Below are 12227 nucleotides of genomic sequence, written 5' to 3'. Positions count from 1 at the left end.
GGGGTGTGGGGAAACCGGGACATACACCGCCCCTATTTCCACACACCCCCTCGCGACAGCAAAGGTCCCTTGCTCCCTTCCCCGCCAAAACCGCAGGTCAGCGCCCCCGGCGATAGCAAAGGTCCCCTGCTACCCCGCCACCCCGAGCCCCGCCAGCACCTCCCGCGCCCCCGTCGTCAGCTCCGCGAGCCCCGGCGGCCGCAGTGAGCCGGTCCCGGCCAGCGCGTCGAAGATCGTCCCGTCCAGCCACGCGACGAGCACCCGCGCGTGCCGCTCCGGCTCCGCCGAGCCGCGGTCGGCCAGCACCTCGGCACACCGCCGCCGGATCACCAGTCCGCCGCGGTCGTACGCCTCGCGCAACTCCGGCCGCCGCGTCGCCTCCAGTGCGAACTCGTACCGCGCGAGCATCCGCGTCCGCCCACCCGTGATCGCCGCGTGCGCGAACCCCGCCACGTACTCGGCCAGCCCGCCGGGCGGCGGATCGAGGGTGACGTCGTCGAGTTCGACCATCCGCGAGATCGCCAGCTCGAGCAGCGCCGCCCGTGTCCGGGCGTAATACGACGTCGACCCCGACGGCAGCCCGGCGAATCGGTCGACCGCGCGATGCGTCAGCCCCCGCATCCCTTCGGCCGCGATCACTTCGATGGCCGCGTCCCCGATCGTCGCCTTTCGCACTCTACAAGTGTAGTAGTACTCTACACATGTAGAGGAGGTCCACATGCGCAAAGCGATCGTGGTCGGCGGAGGAATCGGCGGACTGACCGCGGCCATCGGGCTGCACGGCATCGGCTGGGAGGTCACCGTCCTGGAACGAGCCCCGGAGCTCACCGCCGTCGGCGCCGGCATCTCCCTGTGGCCGAACGCCCTGCGTTCGCTCGAAACACTGGGCATCCGCCTCGGCGACCTGCGGGAACAGTCGTCGGGCGGCCTCCACGACCGCGAAGGTCGCCGCATCACCCGGTGGGACGCCGAGGCGTTCCGCCGTCACCACGGCCGCCCGCTCGCCGCCATCCACCGCGCCGATCTCATCGACGCGCTCCGCGACGCCCTGCCCACCGGCAGCGTCCGCACCGGCACCGAGGTCACCGGACTCGACGACCTCGACGCGGACGTCATCGTCGCCGCCGACGGAATCCACAGCGGCGTCCGGAAAAAGCTGTGGCCACGGCATCCCGAGCCGGTTTACAGCGGCAGCACCGCCTTCCGCGCGGTGACCGCCCCTCCGCGCCCGGTCGAGCTCAGCACGAGCTGGGACGACGGCGCCGAGATCGGCGTCATCCCGTTGCACGACGGCCGCGTCTACTGGTGGGCGAGCTACGTCGCCGAAGCGGGAATCCGGCACGCAGACCCGAAGTCGTACCTGAAGAACCGCTTCGGCGGCTGGCACGAACCCATCCCCGCGCTCATCGACGCGACAGAGCCCGAAACGCTGCTCCACCACGATCTCTACCTGCTCGGCACTCCCCTGCCCTCATACGTGAAAGGCCGCGTCGCCCTTCTCGGCGACGCGGCCCACGCGATGCCGCCCTTCCTCGGCCAAGGCGGCTGCCAGGCGATCGAAGACGCCGTCGTCCTCGCCGCCGCGCTCAGCACCGACGATGACATCGACACGGCGCTGAAGAATTACGACGAGCAACGCCGCCCGCGCAGCCAGGGCGTCGTCAAAGCCTCTGTCCAAGCCGGGAAAATCGGGCCACAGCTGCGTAATCCGCTCGCCGTGGCCGTCCGGAACGGTGTGTTCCGCCTGCTCCCCGGCGCGCTCACCGCCCGTATCGGCGCCGGCGTCAGCGGCTGGATTCCTCCCGTTCCCCGCCGACCAGTCCCGCCTCGTACGCCGTGATCGCCGCCTGCACCCGGTTCCGGGCACCGAGCCGGTTGAGGATCGTGCTCACGTAGGCCTTCACGGTCCCCTCGACGACGAACAGCTTCGCCGCGATGTCCGCATTGGACAGTCCGGAACCGAGGAGTGCCAGCACTTCCTGCTCGCGCGGCGTCAGCTTGCCGATCAGCGTCTTCGCTTCTTCGGCACGTGACACCTGGTTGCCGGAGAATCGGGCGATGACCCGCTGCGCGACCTTCGGCGAGAGGAAGGCCGCGCCACCGGCGACAGCGTGGATCCCCGCGAGCAATTCGCGGGGATCACCGGATTTCAACAGGAATCCGCTCGCGCCGAGGCCCAGCGCGCGCTCGATGTAGGCGTCCTCGCCGAACGTGGTCAGCATGATCACGCCGATCTCCGGCAGCAGCCGCCGGATCTCCTCGGCGGCCTTGAGCCCGTCCATGACCGGCATCCGGATGTCCAGCAGCACGACATCCGGCCTGGTCGCGCGCACCTGCTCGATGGCGGCACTGCCGTTCTCGGCCTCCGCGACCACTTCGATCCCGGCGTCCGCCGCCAAGATCGCCGACACCCCGGCGCGGATCATCGCCTCGTCATCGGCCAGCACCACCCGGATCATCCGGGTTCCCCCTTTGCTCGTCTTCGGTGATCACGTCCTTCGCCACGAGTTTCCCGGCGGCGAAGCACAACCTGTAAGCCTCGTAGTTCAAGTTGAACACAGTGCGCTCAGTGCCGTAGTACTCACAGGTCGCCCCGGCGGGCACCGGCGGCTCCACCACGCGTGGCCGCGCGATCCGCTGGGCGCCGGGCAGGACGGACGCGAGTTCCGCCCGCGTCTGGCCCGTCCGGATGCGGTCGTAGTCGCCGCCGGGCAGGACGGAGCGGTACCACTGGACGAGGAACACGCTCCCGCTGATCGCGACCACCACGCCGAAGAGCCCGATCGGCACGACGATCGCCTGGATCAGGCTGCGCCGGACGTCACGGCGGGCGCGTTCCAGCTCCCTGGCCGAAATGGACTGCCCCACCTCGGCGTCCATCGCCGCCTGACTCTCCGGCGATTCCTCCGACGGTGCCGCGTCGTGCGGCAAAGTCGCGCCGACCTCGAATCCGCCGTCGTGGGGGCCTGCCCGCAAGGTCCCGCCGACCAGCCGGACCCGCTCACGCAGTCCGATCAGGCCCCGTTTGCCCGAGGTCCTGCCCGGCAGCGGTCCCGCGGGAGGCGCGGCGTTGGTGACCACGACGTCCGTCCGTCCCGCCGAACGCGTGACCCGGACGGTGACGGCGGCCCCCGGCGCGTGTTTCACCACGTTCGTGACCGATTCCTGGACCACGCGATACGCGGCGCGGTCGACCATCCGCGGCTCGCCGTCCACCGGGCCGTCCACGGAGGACTCGATCAGCACGCCCGACGCCCTGGCGCGGTCGAGCAGGTCGTCGATGCTCTCGTGCACCGGTTCGGTCGGCGCGTCGTCCTCGCGCAGGACCCCGATGATCTCGCGCAGCCTCTCGGTCGCCGTCGCGGCGCTCTGCCGCAGCTCGCCCGCGGCCTGCCGCTGAGGCTCGTCGAGCCCGCCCGCGACCTCCAGCGCCGCCGCGCGCACCGCGATGAGGCTCAGCTCGTGGCCCAGCGAGTCGTGCATGTCGCTGGCGATCCGGGTGCGCTCGCGCAGCCGCGCGCGATCGGCGACGAGGCGCTGACGGCTCTCCATCTCCTCGGCGCGGCGCCAGCCGTCGCGCGCCATGTCCTCACGCTGCCGGATGTACCGGCCCATCAGCCACGGCGTCACCGACGCGAAGACCAGGACACCGAGCAGCGCGCCCCAGGACGCGAACCCGTCCCTGCTCCACGCCAGCGCGACAGGGATCGCGATCAGCGAAACGACGACGAAGAGGCGCAACATCGGCTTCGCGACCGGCTGCCGGTAGCCGGCGAGGTAACTCACCGCGACCAGGACGAACCCTTCCCAGACCGGCACGCGGCCGCCGAAGCTGCCCATGACCACGAAACTGGCGACCATCGCGATCCCGAGCGAGACCAGCGGGTACCGGCGCAACAGGGCGACCGCGGCGGTGGTCGCGGTGAGCCCGGCGAACAGTTCCCAGGGCCTCGTGCTGGATCCGGCGTCGATGACCACCCAGCCACAGAGCCCGAGCCACAGGGCGACGTCCATGATCAGCCGCCGCCCGCGCCGCACGGGCTCCTCAACGTCCTTCACGGGCTGGACGCTACAAGTCGCGCCGAACCGTCCGCCATGGACGAAAGTAAAGGTCCCCCGATCATCGGGTCTCCGCCGGATTCATGAGGCATGATGATCGACCATGGCCGAGCGCACACTCACCGGCCAGCTAGGCGGTCCTGTCCCGGCAGGCATCGAAGCGCTGGCCGACAACGAAAAGCAGGACCTCTCCGACGCGTTGCGCGATGCGCGCCACCGTCAGGCCAAGGCTTTGGCCGAGGCGGGCGAAGAGGGCCTGAAGTACGTACCCGCCCTTCTGCGCGGCACCATCCGCAAGGTGGTGGGCCTGTGACCACCGAAAACTTCGCCGCGCAGGCGGAGATCCTCAAACTCGCCCGTGTCCTCGGCATCAGCCCCGAACGGCTCTCCTACCTGGAGAACGTGGACGCGGCGGAGCTCCAGGCGTTCCGCGAGCAGGTCACGGACACGCTGTTCGACGCCAACCTCGCCGCCCTCGAACGGATGGCGATGGCGAGCAAGCTCGTCCCGAGCCCGATCCTCGCGAAGATCGCCGAGAAGGTCTTCGGCCCGCTTCTGTGCGCGCGGATCGCCGGGCTCGTGGACGTCTCCCGGGGCGTCGACGTCGCGAAGCGCCTGAAGCCGCAGTTCCTGTCCGACGTCGCGGCCGAACTGGACCCGCGCCGCGCGAGCGCGATCATCGCGCGCATCCCACTCGACACCGTCGTCGCGGTCGCCGACGAACTGGTGCGCCGGGAGGACTGGATCACCGTCGGCCGCTTCGTCGGCCACCTGCCCGACCCGACGGTGCGCCGGGCCCTCGGCGTGATCGGCGACAAGGCCCTGATCCGGATCGCGTTCGTCCTCGACGACAAGAGCCGGATCGATCACGTCCTCGGCCTGCTCTCCGAGGCCCGGTTCCGCGGTCTCCTGCAGGTCGCGGCCGCCGACGAGGACCTGTGGGCGCCGGTGCTCGACCTGCTCACCCACCTGAGCGAGAAGCGCGTCGAGCAGTGGTCCCACCTGCTCGACGAACTCCCGCCCGCCCTGCGCGAGCGGGTTCAGGAGACCCTCGACCAGGCCTCCTGACCGCCGGGGGAGCAAGGGACCTTTGCTATCACTTTGGCGCGAAACCGCTGGTCAACAGCGCCCCGCGCCTCCACACAGCGGCCGTCAGCGGCACCCCGGGCCGGTACGCCAGGTGCGTCGTCGAAGGCGCCTCCAGCACCTGAAGGTCGGCTCGCGCCCCAGGCCGCACGAAGCCCACATCGTCACGCCGAAGAGCGCGAGCGCCGCCCGCCGTCGCCGACCACACCGCCTCGTCGATCGTCATCCGCATCTGCAGCACCGCGGTCGTGACGCAGAACGCCATCGACGTCGTGTACGAACTGCCCGGGTTCGCGTTGCTGGCCAGCGCGACCGTCGCCCCCGCGTCCAGCAGCCGCCGCGCCGGCGCCAACGGCTGCCGGGTCGACAGGTCGCACGCCGGCAACAGCGTCGCGACGGTGTCCGAAGCAGCGAGAGCCTCGACGTCCGCTTCGCTCAGGTACGTGCAGTGGTCGACACTCGCCGCCCCCAGCTCGACGGCGAGCCGCACCCCGGGCCCCTCCCCCAGCTGGTTCCCGTGCACCCGCAACCCGAGACCGCGTTCCCGCGCCGCCTTCAGCACCCGGCCGGACTGCGCTTCGTCGAACGCACCGGTCTCGCAGAACACGTCCGCCCATCGCACGAGCGGCGCCACAGCGTCGAGCATGTCGCCGCACACCAGGTCCACGTAGGACTCCGCGTCCGCGCCCGGCGGCACCAGATGCGCGCCGAGGAACGTGACCTCGTCGGCCACCTCGGCGGCGATCCGCGCCGACCGTGCCTCGTCTTCGACGTTGAGCCCGTAGCCGGTCTTCGTCTCCAGGCAGGTCGTGCCCTGCTTCGCGGCTTCGTCGACGTGTCGCCGCAGGTTCGCCGCGAGCTGCTCGTCGGACGCCGACCGCGTCGCGTCGACGGTGACCGCGATACCACCGGCGCTGTACGCCTTCCCGGCCATCCGCGCCTCGAACTCGGCCGTCCGGTCACCGGCGAACACCAGGTGCGTGTGGCTGTCCACCCAGCCAGGCAGCACCGCACGGCCGCCGACGTCGATCCGCTCGTCCGCGCCGGGCGCGTCCGCCGCCGGGCCGGCCCACGCGATCTCTTCGCCCTCGATGACGACGGCCGCGTCGCGGAGTTTGCCCAGCTCGGCGTCGTTCGTGGTGAGCTCGCCGATACCCGTGATCAGGACTGCCACAATGCCTCGATCTCCTTGGCCAAGACCGTTTCCGGCCGGTCGATCAGCTGATGCGCGCCATCGCGGACGATCTCACGCCCAGCGACGACGACATTCCGCACATCCGCGCCGGACGCGGCGAAGACCACCCCGGACGGCTCGATCCCGGCGGTCCGCACCGAACCGAGCCCGACCGTGACCAGATCGGCGCCCGCGCCCGGGGCCAGCTCGCCGACCTCGTCCCAGCCGATCGCCCCGTGATCCGTCGCCGCCGAGAGAAGTTCCTCCGCGGAGAACCGGCCACGCTGTTCGCTGGCGAGCCGCTCGTTCAGCTCCAGCGCCCGGGTTTCCTCGAACGCGTCGACGACCGCGTTGCTGTCGCTGCCGAGGCACAGCCGCACCCTCGCGTCCAGCAACGTCCGCGCCTGGCCGATCCCGTCACCGAGATCCCGCTCGGTCGTCGGGCAGAAACACGCGCGACTCCGGGCCGCGCCCAGCCGCTCGACGTCGAGCGGCGTCAGATGTGTCGCGTGCACCGCGGTCAGCCGATCGCCGAGCACCCCGTGGTCGTGGAGCAGCTCCGTCGGCGTCCTGCCATACGCCGCCAGGCATTGCTCGTTTTCGGCCCGCTGCTCGGAAAGATGGATGTGCAGCGGTCCGGTGCCACGATCCACTTCGGACAGTTGATTTTCGGGAACGGCACGCACCGAATGGATCGCCCCACCCACCCGGAAGGTCTCCCCCGCACGCAAGTCGCCGACTCGTTGCGCCCATTTCGTAGCCGATCCGTCGGAGAAGCGCTGCTGCACCTCGTCCGGCTCGGTGCCGATGCCACCCGCCAGGTAGCACGTGTCGAGGAGCGTGAGCCGGATCCCGGCGTCCGCGGCGGCCTGCCGCAGCGCCTCACCCATCGCGTTCGGCTCGGCGTAAGGCTTTCCGCCCGGCGCGTGGTGCAGGTAATGGAACTCGCCGACACTCGTGTACCCGGCCAGCACCATTTCGGCGTAGACCCCGCGCGCCAGGCGATAGTACGAATCCGGCTCCAGCCGGGACGCGAGCGAATACATCCGCTCGCGCCACGTCCAGAACGTCCCGCGGTCATGATGCGTCCGGCCACGCAGCGCGCGATGGAACGCGTGCGAATGCCCGTTGGCGAAGCCCGGCAACGTCAGTCCGCTCAGGACGGTTCCTTCGCGCGGCGCGTTCGCCGTCACGGAAGTGATCTTCCCGCCGTCGACCTCGATCCGGACGGCGTCGGCGATCCCGTGCGGCAACCACGCGCGCTCACACCAATATGTCGTCATGTCGACAGTTTCTCCAGGACGTCCGCGAGCGCGCGGGCGCCGTGGTCGACGTCCTCCGCCTCCGAGAACTCCTCCGGGGAATGGCTGATCCCGGTCGGATTGCGCACGTAGAGCATCCCGGACGGGACGAATCCGGCGAGGATCGCCGCGTCGTGCCCGGCCCCGGTCGGCAGCTCCGGCGGCCCACCGAGCCAGGTGCCCAGGTCGCGGCGCAGCGCGTCGTCGAAGATCACGTCGTCCGAGTAGGACTCCCTGGTGACCTCGACCCGGCAGCCTTCCTGACTGGCGGCTTCCTCGGCGAGTTTCGCGATCTCCGCGACCAGTTCGGGCGTGCTCGTGCCAGGAACCCGCGCGTCCAGCCAAAGGTCCACAGTGGACGCGATGACGTTGGTACCGCCGGGAACCGGTACGAGCCTGCCGACCGTTGCCCTGGCGTCGGCCGTCGCCTTCGCGAGTTTCCGCACGGCGAGGACGGTCTCGGCCGCCGGGATCATCGGGTCGCGGCGATCGCCGATCAGCGTCGCACCGGCGTGATTTCCCTGCCCATGGAAGGAGAATCGCCATCGTCCGTGCGCGATCACCGTATTGCCGACCGCGACCGGCGAGCCGAGGTCGATCAGTCCGCGTCCCTGCTCGACGTGCAGTTCAAGGAACCGCCCGATCAGGCCGAGACGCTCCGGGTCGCGGCCGACGAGTTCGGGATCGAAACCGGATTTCGCCGCCGCTTCGGCGAACGTGATGCCGTCGGGGTCACGCAGCCCGCGTGCCTTGTCCGCGTCGATGGTGCCGGTCAGCAGCCGCGAGCCGAGGCACGGAACACCGAAGCGGCCGCCTTCCTCCTCCGCGAAGACCACGACGGCGAACGGTTTGGCGGGGCGGAAACCCTTGGCCTGCAGGATCTCCACCGCGTCGAGCGCGCTCGCGACCCCGAGCGGGCCGTCGAAGGCGCCGCCGCCGGGCACCGAGTCGAGATGGCTTCCGGTGACGACCGCGTCCGGGCCGGGTGTGCCCCACCAAGCCCAGATGTTGCCGTTGCGGTCGGTCTCGACGCCCAGTCCCAACCTCCCGGCTCGCTCGACGAACCACGCGCGCAGTTCGGTTTCGGCCGCGTCGAAAGCGTGGCGGGAATAGCCGCCGCGCTTCGGGTCGCGGCCGACGTCCGAGATCTCCTCCAGCAGCGAGGACGCGGTCACTCGGCGTCCCGCATCGGCACGCGCACGCCTCGCTCGTCGGCGACGTCGGCGGCGCGGTCGTAGCCGGCGTCCACGTGCCGGATGACGCCCATTCCCGGGTCGTTGGTGAGCACGCGTTCGAGTTTCTGCGCGGCCAGCAGGGTTCCGTCGGCCACGCTGACCTGGCCCGCGTGGATGGAGCGGCCCATGCCGACACCGCCGCCGTGGTGGATCGACACCCAACTGGCGCCCGAGGAGGTGTTGACCAGCGCGTTCAGCAACGGCCAGTCGGCGATCGCGTCGGAACCGTCGGCCATGCCTTCGGTCTCGCGGTACGGCGAGGCGACGCTGCCCGAGTCGAGGTGGTCGCGGCCGATGACGACCGGCGCCTTCAGTTCACCGCTGGCGACCATCTCGTTGAAGCGCAAGCCCGCCAGGTGCCGCTCGCCGTAGCCGAGCCAGCAGATCCGCGACGGAAGTCCCTGGAAGGCGACGCGTTCACCGGCGAGGCGGATCCAGCGCGCGAGGGATTCGTTCTCCGGGAACAGTTCCAGCATCGCGCGGTCGGTGGCCGCGATGTCCTCGGGGTCACCCGACAGCGCCGCCCAGCGGAACGGGCCGTTGCCCTCGCAGAACAGCGGGCGGATGTAGGCGGGTACGAAGCCCGGGAAGTCGAACGCGCGCTCGCAGCCGCCGAGTTTCGCCTCACCGCGCAACGAGTTGCCGTAGTCGAAGACCTCGGCGCCCTTGTCGAGGAAGCCGAGCATCGCCTCGACGTGCTCCGCCATCGACTCACGGGCGCGTTCGGTGAACTCGTCGGGCTTCTTGTCCGCGTAGTCCTGCCACTCGTCGACGCCGATACCCTTGGGCAGATAGGAAAGCGGGTCGTGCGCGGAGGTCTGGTCGGTGACGATGTCGACCTCGACACCGCGGCGCAGGAGTTCCGGCAGCACCTCGGCGGCGTTGCCGACGACGCCGACGGACAGCGCGCGCTTCTCCTTCTTGGCGGTTTCCACGCGGCGGATCGCGTCGTCGAGGTCGTCGGCGACCTCGTCGAGATAGCGGGTCTCGACGCGGCGGTGGGCGCGCTGCGGGTCGCATTCGATGACGAGCGCGACGCCGTCGTTCATCGTGACGGCCAGCGGCTGCGCGCCGCCCATGCCGCCGAGTCCGGCGGTGACGGTGAGCGTTCCTTTGAGGGTCCCGCCGAAACGCTTCTTGGCGACAGCGGCGAAGGTTTCGTAGGTGCCCTGCAGGATTCCCTGCGTGCCGATGTAGATCCAGGAACCCGCGGTCATCTGGCCGTACATGGTGAGGCCCTGGGCCTCCAGGCGGCGGAATTCCGGCCACGTCGCCCAGTCGCCGACGAGGTTGGAGTTCGCGATGAGCACCCGCGGCGCCCATTCGTGCGTGCGGAACACGCCGACCGGCTTGCCGGACTGGACGAGCAGCGTCTCGTCACTGTCCAAAGTGGTCAGTTCGCGGGTGATCGCGTCGAAGCTGGCCCAGTTGCGGGCGGCCTTGCCGGTGCCGCCGTAGACGACCAGGTCCTCCGGGCGCTCGGCGACGTCGGGGTCGAGGTTGTTGTGGAACATCCGCAACGCGGCTTCGGTCTGCCAGTTCTTCGCGGTGAGCGTGGTGCCTCGGGCGGCACGGACGGTGCGGGTCATGGCTCAGACCTCCAGTTGGGCCGCGGCGAGGACGGCACCCGACGCGACGAGTTCTTCGGCGGCGGCGATCTCCGGCGCCAGATGACGGTCGGGGCCGGGGCCCTCGACCTTGGTACGGACGAGATCCCGGACCCGGCCGGTGACCGGCGACGGGACCAGGGGCGCGCGCATGTCGAGGGCGCGCGCGGCGGTGAGCAGTTCGATGGCGAGGACGGTGTTGAGCCCCTCGACGGCCTTGCGCAGTTTGCGCGCGGCGGACCAGCCCATGGAGACGTGGTCTTCTTGCATGGCGCTGCTCGGGATCGAGTCGACCGACGCCGGCACCGCGAGGCGCTTGAGTTCGCTGACCACCGCGGCCTGCGTGTACTGGGCGATCATGTGGCCGGAGTCGACACCGGGATCGAACGCGAGGAAGGGCGGCAAGCCGTGCGAGCGGGCCTTGTCGAGCATCCGGTCGGTGCGGCGCTCGGCGATGCTCGCGACGTCCGCGAGCGGGATGGCGAGGAAGTCGAGCACGTACGCGACCGGGGCGCCGTGGAAGTTGCCGTTGGACTCGACGCGGCCGTCGGACAACACGACCGGGTTGTCGACCGCGGAGTGAAGTTCACGCTCCGCGACGAGTTCGGCGTGTGTGAGGCTGTCGCGTGCGCCGCCGTGCACCTGGGGCGCGCAGCGGAGGGAGTACGCGTCCTGGACACGGTTGCAGTCCGGGCCGCGGTGGCTCTCGACGATCTTCGAGTCCTGAAGCGCCGTCCACATCCGCTGGGCGCTCCGTGCCTGTCCGGGGTGCGGGCGCAGGGCCTGGAGGTCGGCGGCGAAGGCGCGATCGGTGCCGAGGAGCGCTTCGACGCTCATCGCCGCGGTGATGTCAGCCGTGTCGAGAAGCTTGCGCAGGTCGGCAGCGGCCAGCAGGAGCATGCCGAGCATGCCGTCGGTCCCGTTCGTGAGGGCTAGGCCCTCCTTCTCCGCGAGAACGACCGGCTCGATCCCGGCGTGCTTCAGCGCGACGCCGGCCTGGACGACTTCGCCGTTGTACTCGACTTCGCCCTCCCCCATCAGCGCCAGCGCGACGGCGGCCAGAGGCGCGAGGTCGCCGGAGCAGCCGAGGGAGCCGTACTCGTGGACGAGCGGGGTGATCCCGGCGTTGAGCAGGGAGGCGAGCGCTTGCGCGGTCTTCGGCCGGACGCCGGTGTAGCCACTGGTGAGGGTGCGGAGGCGCAGCAGCATCAGCGCCCGCACGACCTCGGTCTCCACGACCGGCCCAGCGCCGGCCGCGTGCGAACGGATCAGCGACCGCTGCAAAGCGGTGCGGCTCTCGAGCGGGATGTGCCTGGTGGCGAGCGCACCGAAGCCCGTCGAAACGCCGTACGTCGGCGTCTCGGCATGGGCGAGGTCGTCGATGTGCTGACGCGTCGCGGCGAGGTTCTTCTCGGCCGCTTCGCTGACCGCGACGGGCGAGTGGTCACGGGCGACCGCGACGACCTGTTCGGGCCGAAGCGGTTCTGACCCCAGAAGTACGGTTTCCGGCATAGCCCCATTGGACAACGCCATGCCCGCTGGTGGGCGGCCCCAACCGGTGGTTGTGTCTGGTATCCAAGACACACCACGCGGTAGCAAGGGACCTTTGCTATCGCGGGCAGGGGGTGTGTGGAAATAGGGACGTTGAGTGTCCCTATTTCCACACACCACACACGCTGGGTAACCGCGCCTACTGACCGTGTGGATTTTGTTGCGTTGGACGCACCGAAATCCACACAGTCGCCATCAAGGAGAGCAAGGGACC

At 70.2% G+C, this 12227-nt stretch carries 11 protein-coding genes; 3 read left to right on the top strand and 8 right to left on the bottom strand.

Annotation, left to right across the window (positions count from 1 at the left end):
- Window positions 1-129 precede the first annotated feature (129 nt).
- Window positions 130-675, bottom strand: a complete 546-nt coding sequence (locus ACFWMR_RS40040) for a TetR/AcrR family transcriptional regulator (RefSeq protein WP_378382164.1) — start codon at window positions 673-675, stop codon at window positions 130-132.
- A gap of 43 nt (window positions 676-718) precedes the next feature.
- Here ACFWMR_RS40040 and ACFWMR_RS40035 point away from each other — a divergent pair, with 43 nt between their 5' ends.
- Window positions 719-1840, top strand: coding sequence for an FAD-dependent monooxygenase (locus ACFWMR_RS40035; RefSeq protein WP_378382163.1), 1122 nt, complete (start codon window positions 719-721; stop codon window positions 1838-1840).
- On the opposite strand, the gene ACFWMR_RS40030 is transcribed toward ACFWMR_RS40035, so the two are convergent.
- The gene (locus ACFWMR_RS40030; protein ID WP_093936170.1) at window positions 1785-2459 is read right to left on the bottom strand and encodes a response regulator transcription factor; all 675 of its coding nucleotides are present in this window, start codon (window positions 2457-2459) and stop codon (window positions 1785-1787) included. The two genes, ACFWMR_RS40035 and ACFWMR_RS40030, sit on opposite strands and share 56 nt — an antisense overlap.
- Complete coding sequence (locus ACFWMR_RS40025; RefSeq protein WP_378382165.1) at window positions 2434-4038, bottom strand: sensor histidine kinase; 1605 nt, start codon at window positions 4036-4038, stop codon at window positions 2434-2436. The genes ACFWMR_RS40030 and ACFWMR_RS40025 overlap by 26 nt, the downstream gene beginning before the upstream one ends.
- A gap of 124 nt (window positions 4039-4162) precedes the next feature.
- Here ACFWMR_RS40025 and ACFWMR_RS40020 point away from each other — a divergent pair, with 124 nt between their 5' ends.
- Together ACFWMR_RS40020 and ACFWMR_RS40015 are read left to right on the top strand one after the other, a co-directional pair.
- On the top strand, window positions 4163-4372 hold the full coding sequence (locus ACFWMR_RS40020) for a hypothetical protein (RefSeq protein ID WP_005168441.1): 210 nt from the start codon (window positions 4163-4165) through the stop codon (window positions 4370-4372).
- Window positions 4369-5127 (top strand): hypothetical protein, encoded by a 759-nt coding sequence (locus ACFWMR_RS40015; RefSeq protein ID WP_378382162.1) that lies wholly within the window; start codon window positions 4369-4371, stop codon window positions 5125-5127. Before ACFWMR_RS40020 ends, ACFWMR_RS40015 begins: the two co-directional genes overlap by 4 nt.
- A gap of 28 nt (window positions 5128-5155) precedes the next feature.
- Here ACFWMR_RS40015 and hutI read toward each other — a convergent pair whose 3' ends face one another.
- The 5 genes from hutI to hutH are packed head-to-tail and all read right to left on the bottom strand — an operon-like array spanning window position 5156 to window position 11974.
- Window positions 5156-6319, bottom strand: a complete 1164-nt coding sequence (gene hutI, locus ACFWMR_RS40010; RefSeq protein WP_378382161.1) for an imidazolonepropionase — start codon at window positions 6317-6319, stop codon at window positions 5156-5158.
- Window positions 6307-7602, bottom strand: coding sequence for a formimidoylglutamate deiminase (locus ACFWMR_RS40005; protein ID WP_378382160.1), 1296 nt, complete (start codon window positions 7600-7602; stop codon window positions 6307-6309). Before ACFWMR_RS40005 ends, hutI begins: the two co-directional genes overlap by 13 nt.
- Entirely contained in the window at window positions 7599-8795 is a 1197-nt protein-coding gene (locus tag ACFWMR_RS40000) for an allantoate amidohydrolase (protein WP_378382159.1), read from the bottom strand. Before ACFWMR_RS40000 ends, ACFWMR_RS40005 begins: the two co-directional genes overlap by 4 nt.
- Window positions 8792-10444, bottom strand: coding sequence for a urocanate hydratase (gene hutU / locus ACFWMR_RS39995; RefSeq protein WP_378382158.1), 1653 nt, complete (start codon window positions 10442-10444; stop codon window positions 8792-8794). The genes ACFWMR_RS40000 and hutU overlap by 4 nt, the downstream gene beginning before the upstream one ends.
- 3 nt (window positions 10445-10447) lie before the next feature.
- Window positions 10448-11974: a histidine ammonia-lyase gene (gene hutH, locus ACFWMR_RS39990; RefSeq protein ID WP_378382157.1), complete on the bottom strand. Its 1527-nt coding sequence runs from the start codon at window positions 11972-11974 to the stop codon at window positions 10448-10450.
- Window positions 11975-12227 lie beyond the last annotated feature (253 nt).

The organism is Amycolatopsis thailandensis, assembly GCF_042723255.1.
Classification (GTDB): Bacteria; Actinomycetota; Actinomycetes; order Mycobacteriales; family Pseudonocardiaceae; genus Amycolatopsis; species Amycolatopsis thailandensis.
The sequence above is the reverse complement of the archived record's forward strand: the minus strand, read 5'-3'. Positions and strand labels throughout refer to the sequence as shown.

What these genes read in the sequence shown, in the direction of transcription:
- ACFWMR_RS40035 (WP_378382163.1), top strand. Translation starts at nt 719, where the DNA reads ATGCGCAAAGCGATCGTGGTCGGCGGAGGAATCGGCGGACTGACCGCG.
- ACFWMR_RS40030 (WP_093936170.1), bottom strand. Translation starts at nt 2,459, where the DNA reads ATGATCCGGGTGGTGCTGGCCGATGACGAGGCGATGATCCGCGCCGGG.
- ACFWMR_RS40020 (WP_005168441.1), top strand. Translation starts at nt 4,163, where the DNA reads ATGGCCGAGCGCACACTCACCGGCCAGCTAGGCGGTCCTGTCCCGGCA.
- ACFWMR_RS40005 (WP_378382160.1), bottom strand. Translation starts at nt 7,602, where the DNA reads ATGACGACATATTGGTGTGAGCGCGCGTGGTTGCCGCACGGGATCGCC.
- hutU (WP_378382158.1), bottom strand. Translation starts at nt 10,444, where the DNA reads ATGACCCGCACCGTCCGTGCCGCCCGAGGCACCACGCTCACCGCGAAG.
- hutH (WP_378382157.1), bottom strand. Translation starts at nt 11,974, where the DNA reads ATGCCGGAAACCGTACTTCTGGGGTCAGAACCGCTTCGGCCCGAACAG.